The organism is Pseudoselenomonas ruminis (assembly GCF_008271295.1).
GTDB classification, from domain to species: Bacteria; Bacillota; Negativicutes; order Selenomonadales; family Selenomonadaceae; genus Selenomonas_A; species Selenomonas_A ruminis.
Genome location: NZ_VTOY01000008.1, coordinates 26808 through 47023 on the forward strand (window position 1 = coordinate 26808; position 20216 = coordinate 47023).

The window sequence follows — 20216 nt, forward strand, 5'->3', positions numbered from 1 at the left end:
TGTTTATGGCCTTTTCCATATACCGGTCAATTCCCGGGCAGCAGCGGCCGGATTATCCGCTCCGGCCACCGCGCTGATAACAAAGAACCCATCAACGCCTGCCGCCTTTAGCGATGGCAAATCAGCTGCTTTTACACCACCGCCGACGACCACGGGAACCGGGCTTATCCGCGAAAGCTCCGTTAGTTCGGCAATAGTCCGCGTATGGCGGCTGCCGTCTGCCGCGACCCCGGCGTCTGGTTTTGATGCCGTTGGATGCAAGGGACCAGCGCCAAAGTAATCGATATCACAGGTATCAAAGTGGCGGACATAGTCCAATAATTCATTCGTCCGCGCCGATAGACCGATAATCGCCGCTTCGCCCAAATACCGGCGGCATATATCCGGCGGAATATCTTTCTGCCCGACATGGATGCCATCGACTTTAATCCCGCTGGCTCTAGCTGCCAGCGCCACATCAAGCCGGTCATTGACCAGCAGTGTCACCGAGTCACTTTTGCCCGCTGCAGCAATCACCTCAGCCGCCTCTCGGCAAAGCCCTATGAGTTCACGCGCCGACGCAACCTTCGAACGAATCTGCACACAGGTAAAGCCCTGTTCCACTGCCGGCCGGACAATAGCCGCCACCGGACGCCCCTTGGTATTTTCCGGTCCGACAATTAAATAAGAAGAAATATCCAATGCTCTGTTTCGCTTCATCAGCACCAACCACTATCCTTTCCTAAGTTTACAAAAAACCTGCTATCTTAATGATAGCAGGTTTTTCTTTCGTTATGAATGCTTAAAATCGAACATCCCATCATAGCGAATCGAAGCAATGAACATGCGATGCCAGGGGAATGTCACCTGCAGGGAATCAACCTGCTTGAATTCCGGCAAATGGTCTTTGCAGAACTGGCGCAACAGACGCGTCGAATCCGCTTCCATCTCCGGCTCATATTCGCCAAGATACAAATAAACCATCGGATTGCCCAACCGCTCAATCTTATGAGCCATTGCGGTACGGACATTGGCCTGATAAGCCCAATCATCCAGATAACGGGTCAGCAAAAGCTCATTTGCTTTCTCCTGTGGCAGACGGCTGGCCAGCATTCCCTGTCCCAACGCAAAGCCAAGGCTGTTTGTACCGGTATTCCATCCCGAATAACTCTTTAACTTAAACAACAGGTTATTAGCCTTCAGATGATACATCAGGACATTATCCGAACCATTCGAAAAGGCAATATCGGCAATTCCCACCGAACAGCCCTTGCGAATCAACGTGCTGACCTGTTCCAAGAACGCATAAGTACCCGGGCGGTTTTTCCAGTTGTTGAGCGGCGCCGGTTCCCAGTCACGGACGTGATTGGCTTCCCCCGTTACGCCCTCTGGTGTCGTATTGACCAGCAGGGTGAAATCTGCCAGTCCCGGTGCATCCACCTGCTGTCCACCAGCAACAGCGAGCTCCGTACGAAGGGTAGCTGCAATGCGCTCATCGGAATACGTCGGAATCGTATCCCCCCCTTTGCCGATGTTGTAGCGGATGGCTACTTTCGGTACAACCTGTTCCCACTGGTTGACCGCTCTGGTCATCAGCAGCATGGCAAATTCGTCAATGCCCGCCACGATATGAAAACGGCTGTCGGGAATATTCTTGGCATACTCGCGGAGCCAGCGGTCTTCGCGATGGGTCTGCGACAGGCTCGCATTGTCGTCTTTGCCAATCAGCAGGTAATCGATTTTCCCCGCCCGGGCATCATCAATCAGCATTTTGGTTGCTTCAAGGTTATGCTGGCGGCGTCCAAGCCAGTCCTTCAGCACCGGTGCCGGAATATCCTGCGTAAGCTGCGCAAGCTCCTGACGTTCTTCCTCGGACAAGCCTTCCATTTCCGCTTTGTCCATCAAGGCCGTATAGCGGAAAATCTTCGTGCCATACGTGAAATAATAATCCGGGTCCTCGCCGCCCGAAGCCGCACCACTGCGCGGCGTGCGCATCAATGACGTAAACGCGTATATCTTCAACGACGGATGAAGCTCCCGAAGCTCATGCAGACGATTGGCCCGTTCCTTCAACTCAGCCCTGGGGATTTCATGAACCCTTGAAGTCACCAGACCGCCGTAAACCAGGGAATCGGTGGCGATTACTGCCACCTCAGCGCTTTTGGCATTTTCCTTGGTCCACTTCCAGAGTTCTTCCGTATCCCCCTTGGTAGTAAGGCCGCCGAGGAGTTTTTTATCCGGCATGATTACCTCATACCCCAACTCCTGAACCACAGCCGCCGTCTGCTCACAGGAAGTCGGCCGGTTGTCGTGGGGAATGAATAATATCTTGGCCTTATGGTCCGGTGGTCCCGGCGGCACCTGCTGCTCGACTTTTTGCTCACGATGCCGGCCGATACTCCAGCGAGCCTCGCCCACCGTCATGGGCAGCACCAGTAGTAGCAGCAATCCCAATATGCCAGCCTTGGCTAATGTCTTTCGCATGAAAAAATCCTTTCGTAAATCGATTCTAAAGTCCTAATTTGACGAGATACGAACACTATTATACCATACTCAAACAAAAGAAAAAGCCTTTCCCTACAGAAAGGCTCATAAAATATTAATTTTTTATTCTGTTTATGTTCTATAACTGTTCCAGGAAATTCTGCATCATCGTGCGCCCATCCGGAGTCAGAATGGATTCCGGATGAAACTGAATGCCTTCAATCGCATATTCCTTATGGCGGACGCCCATAATCATGCCGTCGGCCAACTCACTGGTCACTTCCAGACAATCCGGCAGTGTTGACCGGTCAATAATCAGTGAATGATACCGGCCAATCGGAATGTCCTGCGGCAGTCCCTGGTAGAGTCCTGTCCCCTGGTGATGAAGCGGTGACGTCTTGCCATGAACGACTTCGCCCGTGCGCACTATGCGGCCCCCAAAGACCTCTCCGATAGCCTGATGGCCGAGACATATCCCCAGCATCGGCACTTTCCCTTTGAGCGTATAAATAAGCTCCTCGCTGATGCCGGCGTCTTTGGGCACGCCGGGTCCCGGTGAAATCACAATGCCGTCATAATGCCGGTCAGCAACTTCGGCGACGGTAATCTGATCGTGACGAATGACTTCCACCTCAGCCCCGAGTTCACTCAAGAGCTGATAGACATTGTAGGTAAATGAATCATAGTTATCAAGCAAAAGTAACGGCATCGTTTTCCACCTCCTCTACTACTTCAAACAGAGCCTTGGATTTCTGCAGGATTTCCTGATATTCTTTTTCCGGAACTGAGTCAGCGACAATGCCCGCCCCAGACTGAATGATTGCCGTGTCATCGTTTTCGATGCGCATCGTCCGGAGCGTGATGCACATATCCATGTTACCGGCAAAATCCATGTAGCCAACGGTCCCCGAATAGGTATTCCGCTTCACCGGCTCAAGCTCATGAATGATTTCCATTGCCCGGAGTTTTGGCGCACCGCTGACGGTTCCTGCGGGGAACGTTGCCCGCAGGACATCCATTGGCGCATATCCCTGCTTGATTTTCCCGGTCACTTCCGAAACCATATGCATGACATGACTGAAAAATTCCACCTGTTTAAGTTTCGTCACCTTGACCGTGCCCGGCTCACTGATACGACCAATATCATTGCGCGCCAAATCCACCAGCATGGAATGTTCGGCCACCTCTTTGGTATCGTCCTTAAGCCCTGCCGCCAGCTCCTGGTCTTCGGCAGCATTTTTGCCCCGGCGGCGGGTACCCGCAATCGGATACGTGTAGACCGTATCGCCAGCCACCTTTACGAGCATCTCCGGCGATGCGCCTACCAATTTCACACTGCCGAAATTGAAATAAAACATATACGGCGACGGGTTCACCTGGCGCAGGCGGCGATAAAAATGAAAGCACGGCTTCGTTATCTTCTGGCGGAACTGACGGGAAGGCACCACTTGAAAGATATCTCCGGCGAAAATATACTCTTTGGCTTTGCGGATTGCTGACAGAAAATCGGCCGGAGCTTCCCCGTATTTTTTCAGGAAGTCCACCGGTTCCCGTTCGGTTGACGTCTCGATTTTATGTGATTTAACGGGCTCTGCCAACCGCTGCTTAAGGGCCGCCATCTTTTCCTCAATCACACCGTAGACTTCATCGGGATTCTCCGCGCCTTTGACATCGGCAAAATAAATCAATCGGGCATTGTTGCGCAGGGCATCGTATACGACCAGAATGCGGCAAATCATAAACTGGCCGAGAAGTTCCTCCTCGCCGAGGTCCAGCCCGCGCACGCGATCAAAGGTCGAAACAATCTCATAGTTGAAATAGCCGACCATTCCGCCATTAGCCAAGGGTATCTCCGCATCCTCGAGCGCAGGGCTGAAGCGTTTCATATAATTCCGGATAGAAACAGTTGGTTCACCCTCCACGGTTTTCATCAAATCGTTTTCTTTGATGATCAGCCGGTTCTTGAACACCTGCAGCCGCGCAAACGGTTCGGCCCCGATAAAGGAATACCGGCCGAACTGCTGATGCGTAGTATCTACGGATTCGAGAATAAAGCCCTTGTGGTCATCTACGAGTTTATAATACACCGATACCGGCGTATCCATATCCATATTGATTTCGGTTGAGACCGCAATCAGATTCTTTTCTTTCGCCAGCCGGCAAAAGCCAGCTCGTGATGGTGTAAGTTCCATTTTACCTCACTCCATTCTGCAAAAAGCCCCTGCAGGGAACGCCTGCAGGGGCTTTCTCCGGACAGTTTCTCTTACCGTTGCGGCAGATTAATCTCCTGGACGATTTTATGTTCATCGCGTCCCAGGCACCATCCGAGGGCTTTTATTTCCGAGTAGAGCATCACGCGCTGTTCGCGGTTGTCATTCTGAGACCGCATGAGCATCTGATACTGTTTTATGGCCTGCTGATAACGGGCCGAAATCTCCTGAACACTCCTCGGCTTCTCCGGACGATTGCTGGCATGACGACGGATCATATCCTCTGCCGCATCAACGGTCTTAATATCTGTAATGATCATACTGGTCTTCCTTTCTGACTCATTTTACCTGATAGTATTATTCGTCATGAGAAAAGAAAACCCTTTTTCCTGCCAGTTAATGCAGGCAGCTCGCATCCAAAGCATCACGCATATCGTGAATCAGCTGCATCGCCTCGTCGAGCTTTCCATCGAGCAGGCGCTTGACTACTGCACTGCCGACGATGACGGCATCGGCATGCGCTGCCGCCGCTACGGCAGCTTCTGCCGAGCCTATGCCAAAGCCAACAGCCAGCGGCGTATCGGTGAATTTACGGGCCTTTTCGCAAACACCGCCAATTACGCTGTAATCCACTTTTTTGACTCCGGTTACGCCGTTGTTGGATACACAATAGATAAAGCCACGGGCATCCTGGCAGGTATCAGCCATGCGCGCTTCGGTCGTTCCCGGCGTGATAAATTCTGCCAGCACGAAGTCATGCTCTGCACAGATGCGCCGCATCTCACCAGATTCCTCATGGGGCACATCGGGAACGATAATGCCGTCCATGCCGGCTTCCTTGAAATCCTTGACGAATTTTTCAAAGCCGTAATGATACATGTTGTTGATATAGCCCATACCGACGATGGGAATGTCGGAGAACTTGCGAATTTCCCGTAATACTTCCAGTTCCTTGGCCAGCGTCATCTGATTCTTCAAAGCAATGACCGAGGCCGTCTGGATCACCGGCCCATCAGCCATGGGATCCGAAAATGGCAGTCCTAATTCAATGAGGCTTGCGCCATTTGCTTCAGCCTGCTTTACAGCCTCAATCGTCGTCGCTACATCCGGAGCCCCGCAAGTGATGTAGACGTATATTCCTTTTTTATTGGCCGCTTTGAGCTCAGCCATTCTCTTTTCAATGCGGTTCATAACTCTACATCCTCCCCCAATGCTTTTGCTACCATCGCCACGTCTTTGTCCCCGCGGCCCGACAAGCAGACAACCACCGTTTCCTCTTTCTTCGTCTGGGGCATGAGCTTTTCCAGATAAGCCAGCGCATGGGAACTTTCCAGCGCCGGAATAATGCCCTCTACCTTCGAAACACGCTGGAAGGCCTCAAGTGCCTCCTCATCCGTTACCGAAACGTAATCGACAATCCCTGCATCCTTAAAATAGGAATGCTCTGGGCCTACACCAGGATAATCGAGGCCAGCCGAAATCGAATAAGCTTCCACGACCTGTCCATCATCGGTCTGCAAGAGATAACTGTAAGCACCATGCAGGATGCCCGGCTCGCCAGCACCGGAAAGCGTTTTAGCATTGTCAGCTACCGCATCGCTGCGTCCACCGGCCTCAACACCAAACTTCTTTACTTCCTTATCGTTGCGGAAATCATAGAACGTTCCAATCGCGTTACTGCCGCCGCCGACGCAAGCGACCATGTAGTTGGGAAGACCGCCAGTCTTTTCCTTAATCTGCTCGCGGATTTCTTCGCCGATAACCTTCTGGAAATCGCGAACAATCGTCGGATACGGGTGCGGACCAACGGCCGAGCCAATGATGTAATGGGTATCGGTAATATTTGTTGCCCAATAGCGGATTGCCTCACTCGTGGCATCTTTCAGCGTCCCCGTACCACTCGATACCGGAATGACTTTTGCGCCCAAAAGCTTCATGCGGAACACGTTGAGTTTCTGACGCTCAACGTCGACAGCGCCCATAAACACATGACATTCCATGCCAAAGAGCGCGGCCACCGTCGCCGAAGCAACACCATGCTGGCCAGCACCTGTCTCAGCAACGATGCGTTTCTTGCCCATGAGCTTTGCCAACAGTGCCTGTCCGAGCGCATTGTTGATTTTATGGGCACCTGTGTGGAGCAAATCTTCACGCTTGAGGAAAATCTTTGCCTTGCCATAGTGCTCTGTCAATTTCTGCGCATAATAGAGGTTCGTCGGCCGCCCTGCATATTCGCGCAGCAGCGAACGGAACTCACGCTGAAACTCTGCATCATCTTTATATTTCTTATAAGCGGCTTCCAGCTCATTAAGTGCCGGCATAACGATTTCCGGTACATACTGTCCGCCAAACTTGCCAAATCTTCCTTTTGTATTCATGTTAATCTCCTACTCTTTGCTATATCACAGGGGTTAATGGGAAAGTTTCCGCGTCATCGCGCCGATATTTTCCGAGCGTACGAGCCCCTCGCCTACCAGGATTCCATCACAGCCAGCCGCGCGGAGCACCTTGGCATCCTCAGCAGAGAAAACACCACTCTCACTGATGAGCACCCGGCTGCTGTCGGCGCTCGGCAGCAAATCCAGCGTCTGTTGGATATCGGTCTTAAAAGTCTTGAGATTCCGGTTGTTAATGCCGATAAATTCCGCCGGCGTCGAAAGGGCGGCCTTCATATCCGCTTCATCATGGACTTCCACCAAAGCATCCATACCCAAACTCCATGCCGTGTAAAGAAATTCTTTCAGCTGCGCGGGCGTCAAAATCCGCGCAATCAGCAGAATCGCATCAGCACCGAGCATTCTCGCCTCATAAATCTGATATTCATCGATAATAAAATCTTTTCGAAGCAGCGGAAGCTTTACCAGCTGCCGAACCTTGGCAAAATCTTCGTTGCAGCCGAGAAAATGCGGGTCCGTATGAACCGACAGCATGCTCGCACCACTTTCTTCGTAGATACGGGCCAGCTCTTCTACCGTATGGGTCTTGTTTAACCGCCCCTTGGCCGGTGACTGGAGCTTGCACTCAGCGATGAGGTTCCAATCCCCCTTCTTGAATTTCTTGCTCATGCGGAACGTATCTGGCTTTATCTTTGCCTTGATTTCCTCCAAAGGCATCTTGGACTTGGCAGCTGCTACGATCGCCTTCTTTTCGGCTACGATTTCCGCTAATATATCTCTCATTGACGCTTCCTCCCTCGCGGCAGGCTCCTGGCTCTGCGCATAAACGCCTGTATCTTACTGATTGATTTTTCTTCATCGACCTCCAAACTGCCCGACACATCCACACCATAGGGATGGAACGTCCGCAGCACCGTTTGCAGGTTGTCGATGTTGATACCACCGGCAATCAACACTGGTTTTTCCACTTTCGCTATTTCTTCGGCGGCGGACCGCCAGTCGAAACTCTCCCCGGTTCCCCCGAGTTTGCCCGGACGAAACGCATCAATTAGAATAAACTCGGCCGGATATTCATTGGCTGCTTCTGCCGAGAAGTTGTCCCCATAACGGAATGCCTTGATGACGGAGCACTGCACCTTGCGAGCATAAGCCGCATTTTCGTGCCCATGAAGCTGGACGAAATCAAGATGTACCTGCCGGACGATTTCGTTGACTTTCTCGATGTCCTCATCGACAAACACACCGGTTTTCCATGAATGCTGCAGCTGGCTGCTGATCACGGCAGCGTGTTCCGGCTCAATATAACGATGGCTCTCGGGCCAAAAAATAAATCCGATGAAATCCGCTCCTGCCTCTTCCGCAACTTTTGCCGTCAACAGCGATTTCATTCCACAAATCTTAACCTTCATCCACTCATCCCCTAATACTACAAAAACCCCGACCGGAGAAAACTCCAGCCGGGGCGAATCAGCTTCGCGGTACCACCCGTTTGCATGTATCAATACATCTCATTCCGGCACAGGACAAACACCGATGCCATAGCCCGATAACGGAGGCAGCCGTTCCAGCCTACTAACAGACATCTATCTGCTTTGGGTGGACTCTCGCAGGACCATTCAGATTACCTCACTGACCGGACTTCACACCACTGGTCTCCCAGTCTCCGGCTCGCTTGACAGCTACCTGTAACCGTACTATTTCCCGTTCGTTGATTTCGCTCTGTTGATCGACTGTAACTATGTTAACCCGTCGATGTTTTACATCTTACACGCTTTTGTTTTTCTTGTCAATACATATTTTACATTTTATGTCATTTTTTTGATATTTTATTCATAAAATGAAAATATTCCACTGCCTCAACGAACAAAAACCCGTTGACTCTGCGATGAGCCAACGGGTTCTTATCTTGATGTTATTTATCAGCCGGTTCTTCCGGAGCCTCCGGTGCATCTGCTGGCGGCGGGCCGCCCTGCGGGCCATGACCATTCATTTCCTGCGGACCAGGGCCTACTTTCAGCACGCTTTTATCAACGCCCAGCTGGTCTGCTACATCACCCCAACGGTTGTTGATTTTCTTCATATCCAGAACGCTCTGGATATCTTTGTTGGCAGCTTTTGCCAAAACACCTGCTGCTACGATATCGTGCGCACGATAGCCATTTTTCAGCAGCGAAACAGCCGTATTTTCATCGATAGCAGCCTTCTCGGCAATGTCTTTTGCCTGCATCGATGCCATCTTATCCTGAACCTGCTCGCGGGTGATACCAAGGTCTTTGCCTACTTCTGGCCAATCCTTGGTATCCGTCTTCATATCCATGACTTCTTTAAACGATTTTCCGCTGATATTGGCAAACATAGCGGCCTGACCGATATCACGAATGTCTTTTCCATCCTCAATAGCACTCTTGACTTCTTTCTCATCGACGCCGAACGTATCATGGACTTTTTTAGCCGCATCATCGGCACTCATCTGAACCGGCGGATGCTGCGGCATCTGCCCCTTCTGCATAGCAGCCGGACGCTGATGCTTGTCAGCATGAGAAACCGATTTTGCACTCGCTGCATTGACACCAATTCCCGTCAGCATTGCGCCAGCCAGGATACCTGCTACTAATTTCTTATTCGCACTTTTCATATGTCACATCACCTTTCTATAAATGAACCTTTTCTTCATCCATCCTCTTGTTGAATGGTATGGTCATAGTATAGCGAAGGCTACTTAAACTAGTTTTAAGTGTCAATTAAATTCCAATTCAAATTCGATGGAAATCAACTGAAAGGATAACTGCTATTTATTTTTAGAAAAAACAAGGAAAAATCAAACCAAATGTCGTATAATATATAATAGATTTTAGGAAAGAGGTGACTGTGTAATGACGGAACAGGAAATTGAAAAACTTGTCCGGGAAAAACTTAACGATGCTTATCAGTCGGAGGAGCATCCGAAAAAATTCTTCATTACGGAGAATGGTCGTGGTGTGACGGACGGTGGCGATCTTTACAACGCTCTGCTTAACGATATGATGCGTGTAACAGAAAAGGCCCTGACGGAAATCCTGAAGGAAGCTCTGAAGAAGTAATTCCAAATTTACAACATAAAGAAAGAGCCAGGCATTGCCTGACTCTTTCTTTTTCTATAGTATAAGATGTTTCCACAAAAAAATCCCACCAGCCAATAGGCCGATGGGATTTTGCAATTCGTATAAAAACGCAAGAATTAACGTTTGGAGAACTGCGAAGCTTTACGAGCTTTCTTGAGACCGTATTTACGGCGCTCTTTCTCACGCGGGTCGCGCGTTACGAAGCCAGCTTTTTTCAGAGCCGGACGCAGCTCAGCATCCATTTCCATGAGTGCACGGGTGATGCCATGACGAATAGCACCAGCCTGACCAGTTACACCGCCACCTGCAACATTTGCGATGACGTCATACTTGTCGTTAGTCTCCGTAAGGTTGAGCGGCTGACGAACAATCAGTTCCAGCGTACCCAGACCAAAATATTCTTCCATGCTACGACCGTTAATCGTAACTTTGCCTTCGCCTGGAACCAGACGAACACGGGCAACGGAAGATTTTCTGCGGCCAGTGCCGTAGTAGCTTACTTGTGCCATTTAGAAGTTCCTCCCTTTCCAGATTAGCGAATGTTCAGCTCGAGCTTTTCCGGCTTCTGAGCTGCATGCGGATGCTCGCTGCCAGCATAAACGCTGAGTTTGCGATACATCTGAGCACCGAGGCGGTTATGCGGCAGCATGCCCTTGATAGCGTGCTCCAGAACGCGCTCCGGGAACTTCTCGAGCATCAGGCCAGCAGACGTGAACGTCGTGCCACCCTGGTAACCGGAATGACGGAAATAAGTCTTGTCCGTCAGTTTCTTACCCGTGAATTTTACTTTCTCTGCATTGATGACGATGACGTAATCACCCGTATCAACGTGCGGAGTAAAGGTCGGTTTATTTTTACCGCGAAGAACTTTTGCGACTTCAGCTGCGAGGCGGCCGACAGTCTGGCCTTCAGCGTCTACAACATACCATTTGCGCTCGATATTGGATGCATTTGCCATAAACGTTGTCTTCATGCGATTTCCCCCCTAATAATTTCATTTCTAATTTAATCGGTATATGATGCTCTTGTATCGGCTTCCGGGGCTAATGGATGCCTGATTCCGTAACATCACATAGAAATATTCTACTCATAAAAGTGCAACAAGTCAAGGACTTTTTTGCATTTCCTTAGAATTTTTCTTTAAGTTATCCACGCATTTTTTGTGGATAACTTAATCGTTTTCCGTAAAATAGCTGACGGTTTTCTTTAGTCCTTTTTTCAGGCTGGTACGTGGCTTCCAGCCGAGTTTTTCGCATGCTTTTGCATAGTCCAGCACCAAGTTTCCCTGCTGCTGGCTGCCAGCCGCACCAGAAACAACCTCCAGCTTTTTCCAGGTTACATCTTCCAACAGCCGGACCAGCGCCTGGGAATCTGTCACCGTGCCAGAACTCAAATTATAAATTGCATTGACTTCTTCGGTAAATAGTGCCGCATAAATTCCCTCAGCCACATCACCGGCATAGATAAAATCCTGCGCCAGCCCCTGCCCGTAAATGGTAATCGCACTATTCTCCTTGATTTTTTTGATAAAGGCACGGATTACACCGCCTTCTCCGCTGTCACTCTGGCGTTCCCCATATACATCAGCCAGGCGCAGGATGATATACGGCAATCCATAGCGTCGCTGATACATAATCAGATAATCTTCCACAGTCTTTTTGCTAAGACCGTAAAACGAGTTTGGTTTCCGCTCTTGTAGTTCACCAACAGGCTGCTGGTTTTCCGGCACATCCCCATATACTGCGGCAGCAGACGAAAAGACAACCCGCTGCACATCGCTTTTACGGGCTGCCTCCAGGATATTGACCGTACCGATTATATTTTCCATCGCATCAAAGGCCGGGTCTGCCAGGGAATCCTTGACCGTAGTCTGAGCCGCTAAATGAACAATCGCATCAAAACGTGCTTTCATGATACGCGGAATGACCGCAGCCGACCGGACATCCATTTCCCATGAATCGCAATCAGACGGCACATTAGCAAAATCACCCGTGCTGCCATTATCGAGCACCGTTATCGCATGACCATCTGTCAGCAGCCGGCGCACAACATGCGAACCAATAAATCCAGCTCCACCTGTTACCAAAACCTTCATAACAGATTCCTCTCTTTTTCCCTGAATTCTCAGCGCAGTTCTCCCAAATGCGCCGTACTGTTCAGCAGTTCAACCGTAGGATTTCCCTCAGCATCATAGCGGACGATATTTACCGCAGTGTTGAACTGACGGATGCTCCAAAGGTATTGCAGCGGCATGTGCAGTGCTGCTGTCAGCATAGTGCGCAGTACCGCTCCATGGGCCGCAATCATAATCGTCTGCCCTTCATGTTCCCGAAGCAATTCCTGCAGACGCGACATAGCACGCTGCTGGACTTCGGGAAAAGATTCCCCATTCGGGATATTGAGAATATCCGGATGCGCCAGGAAGTTCTCCATCGCATCGGGCCACGAGGCAACAATCTGCTCGTAGGTAAGGCCTTCCCAATCGCCAAAGCTCAACTCACGGAAAGCAGGTTCCAGCTGCACCGAAAGGCCAAAACGCTTAGCAACAGTCTCAGCCGTAACCCGCGCGCGAATAAGGTCACTTGAATATACGGCATCAATATGTTCCACCGGGAAATTCGCGGCTAATTTTTCTGCCTGCTCAATTCCTGCTGCCGACAGGGCCACATCCGACTGCCCCTGATAACGGCCGCTGACATTCCACTCCGTCTGTCCATGACGGACAAAAACCACTTTTACCATGAATTACAATTCCTCCAATGCGTCAATCAGCCGGTCGTTTTCCGCTGATTGACGGATGGCAACACGCACATAGCTTTCGCCATCCAAACCTAAATAATTGGCACAATCCCGCACGAGAATCCCCTTCTCGCGAAGCCTCTGCGTAAACTCGCTGCTGGTGAGCCCCGTACCACGGACATCGAGCAGCATAAAATTGACGCTCGGCGGATAGGCGCGAATCCCTTTGCGTCCATTTATCCGCTCGAAGAAACGCTGCCTTTCTTCCGCAATAAATTTCCTGCTATGCTGCTGGTACTCTTTATCGTTCAGTGCCGCTACACCTGCCTTTTGCGCCAGCAGATTGACGTTCCAGACATCCTTGCCGGCATTGAGCTTTTTCGCCAGCATCGGGCAGGCCACACCAAAGCCTAATCGCAACCCAGGCAGGGCATAAAATTTCGTCAGCGACTGTATCACAAAGAGATTCGGATATTCCTCCACCAAATCGCGCACCGTGTAACGGCTGTCATAGGGAAGGAAATCCAGGAACGACTCGTCAACCACGAGCCACTGATGTCCCCCGCGCATCTCATCGAGCAAGTGGACCAATTCATTGCGGGTTATAAGCGACCCGGTGGGATTGTTCGGATTCCCCAGAATGATGCAGTCTGCCACCGCTAAAGCTCCCATAAAAGAATCCCAATCGATGCGGAAGTTATCATCCGGGTCCATCTGGAAACAGTTCACTTTCGCCCTTGCCGCCAAAGCCGCCCGTTCATATTCGCTAAACGAAGGAACTGGCAACAGTACATTGCGCGGCCGGACCGTCTGCAAAAAGAGGTAAAAGAGCTCCGATGCACCATTGCCTAGTACCAATTCGTAAGACGGAACGTTATAGCAGGCTTCAATAGCTTTTTTTAATTCCGCAGCTTTGGGATCCGGGTAATGGACCACATCTTTTATTCCTAACGAAACAGACTGATATACTGCCGATGACAATCCCAATGGATTTACATTTGCCGAAAAATCCAGCCATGCTTCGCCATTATCACGCGCCGCATAGATGTTTCCGCCATGCTCAAACTTATTCATCATACCCAATCACTCTCTTTCTCTTTTTCCAGCTTCCATGCCAGACAATTTTCTACGAATGATTCCGCAGCAGCCGGGCAGCCAGCAAAATGAAGATGCAAATAACTGCCAAGGGCATTTTTATACTTCCGCCCAGCCCCATAAGTCTGGTTGTTGCGAAGCTTGGTGAAAGCAAATGGCCGGTCTTCATCTTCTGCCGCTTGTTCCACCGAAAAATGAAATTCATGGCCATGGAGTTTTGTTCCCTTCCTGCCCAGCAGGGAATCCTGTTTAAGGACCGCCTCTACATACCCGACCATTTGCAGTTTTTTCGTCATAACCGCCTGTCCGGAAAACACGCCGGCCATTGCATGAACGTTACCCGAAAAATCCGTAAGGCTCTCCATCAGATACATGAACCCTCCACATTCGGCATAGATTGGCATGCCCGCGGCAGCCTTTTCCCGTACAGCCTGCCGCATGGATTCGTTGGCGGCAAGGTCTGCGGCAAACATCTCGGGGAAACCGCCGCCAATCAGCAAGCCATCAACCTCGGGAAGTGTTTTATCGCGAAGCGGACTGAATGGAATGAGTTCCGCCCCCAAATGTTTTAGCACCTTCAGGCTGGTCGGATAGTAAAACGAAAATGCTTCGTCCTGTGCTATACCGATACGGCATGCCATCGGCTTCTGCTTTCCACGCAGGAATGGTTCGTATCCCTTCAATGGCTTTGCCGCCCTGGCTAACCGGAGCAAGGCCTCGATGTCTAACTGCTGTCCCACCGCCTTTCCCATTTGATCTATGACCTGGTATTCTTCATTTTCCTGAACGGGCAGCAGCCCCAAGTGACGCTCTGGCAGCTGCAAATTCTCCTCCCGGCGAAGCGCGCCATAGACTTCCATCCCGATGGCCTTCATCGCCTCACGAATCATGGCTTCATGGGTATCCGACCCCAAACGGTTCAAAATGACGCCTGCCAGCTGGACCGTTTTGTCATAATCCCGGAAGCCCTGTGCGATGGCAGCTGCCGAGGCGCCCATCGATTTTGCATCAATAACCAGCAGCACCGGTGCATCGATGAGTTTTGCCACCTCGGCGGTGGAGCTAACGCCCTGCCGTCCCCCATCGTATAATCCCATCACACCTTCCACCACGGCGATGTCGGCCCCTTCACAGGCGGCGGCAAAAATTGCTGGTACTACCTGCTTGGGCGTCAGCCAGGTGTCAAGGTTATGCGCCGCGCGGCCACTGGCCAGTTCGTGATAGCCCGGGTCGATATAATCCGGCCCCACTTTAAACGACTGCACGGTAAGGCCACGTTCCTTGAGCGCCGCCAGGAGGCCGGTTACGATTGTCGTCTTTCCTGACCCCGACTGGGTTGCCCCTATGACAATCCGCGGGATGGAATATTGATTTGCGTACTGCAACGAAACACCTCTTCTGCTACGATTTCTCTTTGATTATCTAAAAAGTTCTACAAACTCTTGCTGTTTTCCTTCTGCCACCTGGACGCCACCGCCCTGCAGCCGCGTTTGCATCAAAAACGACAAATGCGGAAAGCGGCAGCGTATCGCACGCGTTTCCCGCTGCAAGTCATCATCTGGGAATCGTTCGGGCCAGAGCACGCCAATCACGGTGCCGCTGTGCGCGATATTGATGCCCAATGCACCTCGCTCTTTGGCAAATGCCAACAGTTCTTCCAAACCATCCTTATATAATAACGATTGATTGTTGCACGCACTCATAGATGCGGCCTCAGCGATAAGCGTTTCATCCTGCGCGCGCCATCCTTCTTCGAATAAAGCCAACGCTTCTGCCGAACGATTGGCTACCCCATCCTCTTTCACCTGCTCGTGATAGCTGAGCGTATCGATTACGCCGCCTGTGTCGAAAATAGAAATACGAAAAGCCGGCAAGCCCTGATAGCTTGCCAGCCAATCGCCATTCATATGGTTGATGCGGACCACCTGCGGATAAAAGACCCCATCCGTCGGTTCGATACCAGCCGCCATGCGCATAATTTCCTCGGGATAGGTACGATAACCAAAGGCCAGGGCCACCGCCGCCACCGTTGCGGCAATATCGGCACTCGAAGAAGCCATTCCCTTCCCCCGCGGCAGACTCGATTCCAGGCAAAGCCCCCAGGGAAGTTCCTCCTTCCCCAGGCTCGTCAATGTCTTCTCTAACGCCATAAGCGATTTTCTTCCCAGACCATGAATCCCCGCTAACGTGTCGGAAATCCGGACTGTTGTATAACTTCCCACCGGGCAGGTGACAAGAAAGGGGTTCCCGGCCTTCATCCCCTGCAGGAGTTCCCCACAGGAGCCGGGAACGCGAACCGTCAATTCCATGCCTTACGCTCCTAAAACACTTTTTCTATCAGCGCCACAAAATATGCAGACCTCCCGGAATCCAGGATGTCACCCAAAAGACGAGCAATACCATAGTCTCCGTGAGCGTTTCCACCGCGCCATAGGTATCCCCGGTCAGACCGCCAAGCTTACTGGTCAGCCACGCCCCGAGCAGCCAGGCAAAGCCCAAGCCGGCCGCCAGTGCTGCAATCGCGGCCTGCCCCCAGGGAACGACGAAAACCAGCGTCGTTATGGCAGCCAATGCTACCGTCTTCTTATCAGCCATATCCGAAAACGCCTTGCCCATCCCCTCCGGACGCGCATAAGGAAAAAAGGCAATGACCATAACCATGGCCATCCGGCCGATAACCGGCATGACAAACAGCGCCGTCATAATCAGTACAAGCTTAATATCACGCAGCACCGACCAATTCATCATCATCAAAGACACCAACGCAATGACACCAAATGCCCCCACCCGGCTGTCCTTCATGATTTCCAATTTGCGTTCCCGGCTGCGCGCCGAAAAAACACCATCGGCCGTATCCATATACCCATCGAGCAACAGACCGCCCGTCATAAGCACTGGCAGCAGAACCAAAATCGTCGTAACGAAATTGGCCCAGCCAAAAACCGCCACGAGGCACCAGGTTACCAGCATATAAATCAGCCCCAAAAGGACACCTACCAGCGGAAAAAATTTTGTACTGCGGCCAAAATCTTCCACGGTCAGGTCAGGCTGCTCCTTCACATGAATGCGCGTTAAAAACTGCAATGCCGTAATAAATGATTTCATCGATAATATCCTCCTATATTTCTGATACTATCTTTATCATAACCCAAACATGGCATAGACAATAAGGATAAACATCACGGTTACCGTATACATCATGCGGATACATTCCATGATATGCTTGGGTGCTATCATCTCGATGACATCGCCCATATACGCACGAAAATGCTTCTTGCCAAAATACGAATTTACGCCGCCGAGCCGGATGTGCAACGCTCCCGCTACGGTAGCTTCAGCATAGCCGCCATTGGGGCTTGGATGTTTTTCTGCATCCCGCAGCATTACCCGATAGGCATTCTTATAATCAAAGCCCAGCACACAGGCAGCAAAGATAAACAGCACGCCGGTAATACGCGCTGGAATATAATTCAAAACATCATCAAGCTTCGCGGCTGCCCGGCCAAAGTAAAGGTATTTGTCGTTCTTGTAGCCAATCATCGAATCCATGGTATTGGCTGCCCGATAGAGTACGGCCAGCGGAACGCCACCGATAACAAAAAAGAAGAGCGGCGCAATAATGCCATCAACGGTGTTTTCCGCAATCGTTTCAACGGTTGCCCGGGCAATTTCCGCATCGTCAAGATTCTCCGTATCACGGCCGACAATCCAACCGACCTTCTTGCGGGCTTCCTCCAGCTGGCCAAGAATCAGCAGTGTATAGATGCCTTTTCCCGCCTTAGCCAGACTCTTGGGCGAAATCGTAAATGACAGCAAAATACCGCCGGCTACCGCTGATCCATACGACCAAGGAATCCGATAGGAAAGCATCATAACCGCGGCCGCTGCTTCATAAGTAACGAGCAGCGTAATCAGTACGAGCATAGCTCCCATCGTGAACTTTTTGCCGTCACTGTCTTCTTTTTGATAAAACCACTTTTCCAAAGCGCCAATGAGTTTCCCCATCAGCACGACGGGATGCCAGCGGCTGTTGGGATCACCGATAATAGTATCGACCAGAAAAGCGATAATTGCCGTCATCATAGTTTTTCCCCCATGATTTCTGCCAGCTTTTCCATATCGAGACTCTCGCGAACTACTGCCGCCAGATGGTTATAGGCTTTTTCTTTTTCCGCTCTCACATTGCGCTGAATGGCAAGCGGCGAAAGCCCCTTGCGGCTGCGCAAGGCATTAATTACCTGACGGCGGAAACCGTCGTGGTCAAAAATCCCATGGATATACGTGCCAACCACTTCTCCCTGCTGCCCATTTTGCTCCCGCAGCACGGCGCCATCCCAACTGTCTGCCTCCTGGGCTGCCCTGGCATGAATATGGAACGGATGATGAACCGCCGGACCAAACGCAGTCTTACCCATGTGAATCTCATAGCCAGGCATATCCTGCGCCGCCAGCAGCTGTCCGAGGAAAGGAAACTGCACACAATCAGCCGTTACCTGCGTCGTACGCTTCTGCGCCGCAAAGGTTGTCTCCATATCCAGATACCCGAGTCCCTCGATGCTATCATGCTCCGATTCTGTATGTTCCGGGTCATGGATAGCCTTGCCAAGCATCTGATAGCCACCACAGATTCCCCAAAGGGGCGTTCCTTTCGCTGCCCTGCGGGAAATTTCTCTTTCCATCCCCGTTTCCCGCAAATGAATGAGGTCCTCCGTAGTATTTTTCGAACCGGGCAAAATAATCATATCCGGCTCGCCCAGTTCCTCCTTGTCCGAAACATAGTAGAGTGACACATCAGGCTCCGCGGCCAAGCTGTCAAAATCGGTGAAATTCGATAATTTCGGCGTCCGGATTACCGCAATCTTTATCGGTGCATCCAAGGGAACGGCCTGCTTCTCCTCCAAGGAAACCGAATCTTCATCGTCAATGCCCAGCGCCTCGACATGAGGAACTACCCCTAATACCGGCTTACCGGTCTTCTGCTCCAGAAAATCAATAGCCGGCGTCAAAAGACTCACATCACCACGGAACTTATTGATGATAAGCCCCTTGACCAAAGCCCGTTCGTCTTCGTCTAAAAGTTCCAGCGTTCCCACCAATGCCGCCAATGCACCACCACGGTCAATATCGGCAATCAGCAGGACCGGCGCCTGTAAATATTTGGCCACGCGCATATTGACGATGTCATTGGCCTTGAGGTTGACCTCGGCCGGGCTGCCCGCCCCTTCAATGACAATCGTATCGTATTCCGCCTGCAGCCGTCCCAGCGATTCCTTCACCGCATCAAAGGCTTTGAGGCTATAACCTTTATGGTATTCGCGGGCACTCATGTTGCCAATCGGCTTTCCCATCAGCACTACCTGCGAGCAGCTGTTGCCAGTAGGCTTCAGCAGGACCGGATTCATGTCCACCATCGGCTCCAAGCCTGCCGCTTCCGCCTGCGCCACCTGCGCCCGTCCCATTTCCCGGCCGTCGCGGGTAACATAGGAATTAAGCGCCATATTCTGTGCCTTAAATGGAACGACTTTGCGTCCCTGTTGATGGAAGATGCGGCAGAGGGCCGTAGTAATAATGCTTTTGCCGACATGGGAACTCGTCCCCATGAGCATAATAGCGTTGGACATGTGGATTCCTCCTTAAGCTAATGCTTTAATATTTACCGGTATTCCTGCGATAACCGCATAAACATCGGCTGCCGCCTTCGCCAGCTGCTGGTTGGCCAGCCCGCTGATGTCCCGATAGAGGCGGCTGAGTTTATTTTCGGGAACGATTCCTGCGCCCACCTCGTTCGTGACAAATACGACAACTGCGCCCTGTGCGGCGGCTTCTTCGGCAGCCGTAATCAGCTGGCTGATTTTTTGACGGGTCAGCTGATAAATTTGCTCCGGCTTGTCAAGTTCCTGCTCCTCCAACTGGCACAGGATATTGCTAAGATAAATCGTGATGCAGTCAAACAAAATGGCATCGTGCTGCTGCGCTGCCGCCTCGATTGCACGCTGTGCGTCAAAGGGCGCCTCATACGTCTGCCAGTCCGCGGGACGGCGCTTACGATGCAGCGCCACGCGAAAGCGCATCTCCTCATCAAAAATCTGGGATGTGGCGATATAGGCGATTTTTTTGCCGCTCTCCGCCACGAGTTTTTCGGCAAACGTCGATTTTCCCGAGCGGGCGCCGCCCGTCACCAAAACGATTTTGCCTTTTTTTTCCTCGTCCAT

Annotated in this window: 22 protein-coding genes; 1 reads left to right on the forward strand and 21 read right to left on the reverse strand. The window is 51.2% G+C overall.

The annotated features are described in order from the left end of the window. Positions 1-3: 3 nt before the first annotated feature. From FZ040_RS09605 to FZ040_RS09650, 10 genes are all read right to left on the reverse strand, one after another. On the reverse strand, positions 4-699 hold the full coding sequence (locus FZ040_RS09605) for a thiamine phosphate synthase (protein WP_149171778.1): 696 nt from the start codon (positions 697-699) through the stop codon (positions 4-6). Between the two features lie 72 nt (positions 700-771). Continuing rightward, on the reverse strand, positions 772-2463 hold the full coding sequence (locus FZ040_RS09610) for a DUF4127 family protein (protein WP_149171779.1): 1692 nt from the start codon (positions 2461-2463) through the stop codon (positions 772-774). Positions 2464-2602: 139 nt separating this feature from the next. Then, positions 2603-3172, reverse strand: coding sequence for an anthranilate synthase component II (locus FZ040_RS09615; RefSeq protein ID WP_149171780.1), 570 nt, complete (start codon positions 3170-3172; stop codon positions 2603-2605). Further along, the gene (locus FZ040_RS09620) at positions 3153-4655 is read right to left on the reverse strand and encodes an anthranilate synthase component I family protein (protein WP_149171781.1); all 1503 of its coding nucleotides are present in this window, start codon (positions 4653-4655) and stop codon (positions 3153-3155) included. Before FZ040_RS09620 ends, FZ040_RS09615 begins: the two co-directional genes overlap by 20 nt. 71 nt (positions 4656-4726) lie before the next feature. After that, complete coding sequence (locus tag FZ040_RS09625; RefSeq protein WP_255448829.1) at positions 4727-4993, reverse strand: hypothetical protein; 267 nt, start codon at positions 4991-4993, stop codon at positions 4727-4729. Between the two features lie 76 nt (positions 4994-5069). Next, positions 5070-5864, reverse strand: coding sequence for a tryptophan synthase subunit alpha (gene trpA / locus FZ040_RS09630; protein ID WP_149171782.1), 795 nt, complete (start codon positions 5862-5864; stop codon positions 5070-5072). Next, positions 5861-7051, reverse strand: a complete 1191-nt coding sequence (trpB, locus tag FZ040_RS09635; RefSeq protein ID WP_149171783.1) for a tryptophan synthase subunit beta — start codon at positions 7049-7051, stop codon at positions 5861-5863. The genes trpA and trpB overlap by 4 nt, the downstream gene beginning before the upstream one ends. A gap of 33 nt (positions 7052-7084) precedes the next feature. Further along, positions 7085-7852 carry an indole-3-glycerol phosphate synthase TrpC gene (gene trpC / locus FZ040_RS09640; RefSeq protein ID WP_149171784.1) on the reverse strand — a complete coding sequence of 256 codons (768 nt, stop codon included), beginning with the start codon at positions 7850-7852 and terminating at the stop codon, positions 7085-7087. Then, positions 7849-8478: a phosphoribosylanthranilate isomerase gene (locus tag FZ040_RS09645; RefSeq protein WP_149171785.1), complete on the reverse strand. Its 630-nt coding sequence runs from the start codon at positions 8476-8478 to the stop codon at positions 7849-7851. The genes trpC and FZ040_RS09645 overlap by 4 nt, the downstream gene beginning before the upstream one ends. A gap of 503 nt (positions 8479-8981) precedes the next feature. Further along, positions 8982-9704, reverse strand: a complete 723-nt coding sequence (locus FZ040_RS09650; RefSeq protein ID WP_149171786.1) for a Tat pathway signal sequence domain protein — start codon at positions 9702-9704, stop codon at positions 8982-8984. A gap of 238 nt (positions 9705-9942) precedes the next feature. Here FZ040_RS09650 and FZ040_RS09655 point away from each other — a divergent pair, with 238 nt between their 5' ends. After that, a complete protein-coding gene (locus FZ040_RS09655; protein ID WP_074515355.1) occupies positions 9943-10149 on the forward strand; it encodes a hypothetical protein in 207 nt (68 codons plus the stop codon). A 137-nt stretch (positions 10150-10286) separates the two neighbouring features. Here the strand turns inward: FZ040_RS09655 and rpsI are convergent, their stop codons facing one another. The 11 genes from rpsI to cobU all read right to left on the reverse strand — a co-directional run bounded on the left by rpsI (position 10287) and on the right by cobU (position 20216). After that, entirely contained in the window at positions 10287-10679 is a 393-nt protein-coding gene (gene rpsI / locus FZ040_RS09660) for a 30S ribosomal protein S9 (protein ID WP_033170484.1), read from the reverse strand. A gap of 23 nt (positions 10680-10702) precedes the next feature. Beyond that, on the reverse strand, positions 10703-11143 hold the full coding sequence (gene rplM / locus FZ040_RS09665; RefSeq protein ID WP_033170485.1) for a 50S ribosomal protein L13: 441 nt from the start codon (positions 11141-11143) through the stop codon (positions 10703-10705). A 198-nt stretch (positions 11144-11341) separates the two neighbouring features. Then, positions 11342-12265, reverse strand: a complete 924-nt coding sequence (locus tag FZ040_RS09670) for an NAD-dependent epimerase/dehydratase family protein (protein WP_149171787.1) — start codon at positions 12263-12265, stop codon at positions 11342-11344. A gap of 29 nt (positions 12266-12294) precedes the next feature. Next, positions 12295-12912, reverse strand: a complete 618-nt coding sequence (locus FZ040_RS09675) for a histidine phosphatase family protein (RefSeq protein ID WP_149171788.1) — start codon at positions 12910-12912, stop codon at positions 12295-12297. Between the two features lie 3 nt (positions 12913-12915). Further along, on the reverse strand, positions 12916-13986 hold the full coding sequence (gene cobD / locus FZ040_RS09680; RefSeq protein WP_255448830.1) for a threonine-phosphate decarboxylase CobD: 1071 nt from the start codon (positions 13984-13986) through the stop codon (positions 12916-12918). Continuing rightward, positions 13983-15389, reverse strand: coding sequence for a cobyrinic acid a,c-diamide synthase CobB (locus FZ040_RS09685; protein ID WP_149171789.1), 1407 nt, complete (start codon positions 15387-15389; stop codon positions 13983-13985). Before FZ040_RS09685 ends, cobD begins: the two co-directional genes overlap by 4 nt. 33 nt (positions 15390-15422) lie before the next feature. Next, on the reverse strand, positions 15423-16313 hold the full coding sequence (locus tag FZ040_RS09690; protein ID WP_149171790.1) for a GHMP family kinase ATP-binding protein: 891 nt from the start codon (positions 16311-16313) through the stop codon (positions 15423-15425). A 28-nt stretch (positions 16314-16341) separates the two neighbouring features. Beyond that, positions 16342-17109: an adenosylcobinamide-GDP ribazoletransferase gene (cobS, locus tag FZ040_RS09695; protein ID WP_149171791.1), complete on the reverse strand. Its 768-nt coding sequence runs from the start codon at positions 17107-17109 to the stop codon at positions 16342-16344. A gap of 36 nt (positions 17110-17145) precedes the next feature. Beyond that, complete coding sequence (cbiB, locus tag FZ040_RS09700; protein WP_149171792.1) at positions 17146-18087, reverse strand: adenosylcobinamide-phosphate synthase CbiB; 942 nt, start codon at positions 18085-18087, stop codon at positions 17146-17148. Beyond that, positions 18084-19625 carry a cobyric acid synthase gene (locus FZ040_RS09705; RefSeq protein WP_149171793.1) on the reverse strand — a complete coding sequence of 514 codons (1542 nt, stop codon included), beginning with the start codon at positions 19623-19625 and terminating at the stop codon, positions 18084-18086. Before FZ040_RS09705 ends, cbiB begins: the two co-directional genes overlap by 4 nt. 12 nt (positions 19626-19637) lie before the next feature. After that, on the reverse strand, positions 19638-20216 hold the full coding sequence (cobU, locus tag FZ040_RS09710) for a bifunctional adenosylcobinamide kinase/adenosylcobinamide-phosphate guanylyltransferase (protein WP_149171794.1): 579 nt from the start codon (positions 20214-20216) through the stop codon (positions 19638-19640).

Bases quoted from the DNA above. Each gene is read 5' to 3' on its own strand.
- FZ040_RS09675 (WP_149171788.1), bottom strand. From the start codon at position 12,912: ATGGTAAAAGTGGTTTTTGTCCGTCATGGACAGACGGAGTGGAATGTC.
- rplM (WP_033170485.1), bottom strand. From the start codon at position 11,143: ATGAAGACAACGTTTATGGCAAATGCATCCAATATCGAGCGCAAATGG.
- FZ040_RS09705 (WP_149171793.1), bottom strand. From the start codon at position 19,625: ATGTCCAACGCTATTATGCTCATGGGGACGAGTTCCCATGTCGGCAAA.
- rpsI (WP_033170484.1), bottom strand. From the start codon at position 10,679: ATGGCACAAGTAAGCTACTACGGCACTGGCCGCAGAAAATCTTCCGTT.
- trpC (WP_149171784.1), bottom strand. From the start codon at position 7,852: ATGAGAGATATATTAGCGGAAATCGTAGCCGAAAAGAAGGCGATCGTA.
- FZ040_RS09610 (WP_149171779.1), bottom strand. From the start codon at position 2,463: ATGCGAAAGACATTAGCCAAGGCTGGCATATTGGGATTGCTGCTACTA.
- FZ040_RS09645 (WP_149171785.1), bottom strand. From the start codon at position 8,478: ATGAAGGTTAAGATTTGTGGAATGAAATCGCTGTTGACGGCAAAAGTT.
- FZ040_RS09655 (WP_074515355.1), top strand. From the start codon at position 9,943: ATGACGGAACAGGAAATTGAAAAACTTGTCCGGGAAAAACTTAACGAT.
- cobS (WP_149171791.1), bottom strand. From the start codon at position 17,109: ATGAAATCATTTATTACGGCATTGCAGTTTTTAACGCGCATTCATGTG.
- FZ040_RS09605 (WP_149171778.1), bottom strand. From the start codon at position 699: ATGAAGCGAAACAGAGCATTGGATATTTCTTCTTATTTAATTGTCGGA.
- cobU (WP_149171794.1), bottom strand. From the start codon at position 20,216: ATGGACGAGGAAAAAAAAGGCAAAATCGTTTTGGTGACGGGCGGCGCC.
- FZ040_RS09670 (WP_149171787.1), bottom strand. From the start codon at position 12,265: ATGAAGGTTTTGGTAACAGGTGGAGCTGGATTTATTGGTTCGCATGTT.
- cbiB (WP_149171792.1), bottom strand. From the start codon at position 18,087: ATGATGACGGCAATTATCGCTTTTCTGGTCGATACTATTATCGGTGAT.
- FZ040_RS09650 (WP_149171786.1), bottom strand. From the start codon at position 9,704: ATGAAAAGTGCGAATAAGAAATTAGTAGCAGGTATCCTGGCTGGCGCA.
- trpB (WP_149171783.1), bottom strand. From the start codon at position 7,051: ATGAATACAAAAGGAAGATTTGGCAAGTTTGGCGGACAGTATGTACCG.
- cobD (WP_255448830.1), bottom strand. From the start codon at position 13,986: ATGATGAATAAGTTTGAGCATGGCGGAAACATCTATGCGGCGCGTGAT.
- FZ040_RS09625 (WP_255448829.1), bottom strand. From the start codon at position 4,993: ATGATCATTACAGATATTAAGACCGTTGATGCGGCAGAGGATATGATC.
- FZ040_RS09615 (WP_149171780.1), bottom strand. From the start codon at position 3,172: ATGCCGTTACTTTTGCTTGATAACTATGATTCATTTACCTACAATGTC.
- FZ040_RS09690 (WP_149171790.1), bottom strand. From the start codon at position 16,313: ATGGAATTGACGGTTCGCGTTCCCGGCTCCTGTGGGGAACTCCTGCAG.
- FZ040_RS09620 (WP_149171781.1), bottom strand. From the start codon at position 4,655: ATGGAACTTACACCATCACGAGCTGGCTTTTGCCGGCTGGCGAAAGAA.
- trpA (WP_149171782.1), bottom strand. From the start codon at position 5,864: ATGAACCGCATTGAAAAGAGAATGGCTGAGCTCAAAGCGGCCAATAAA.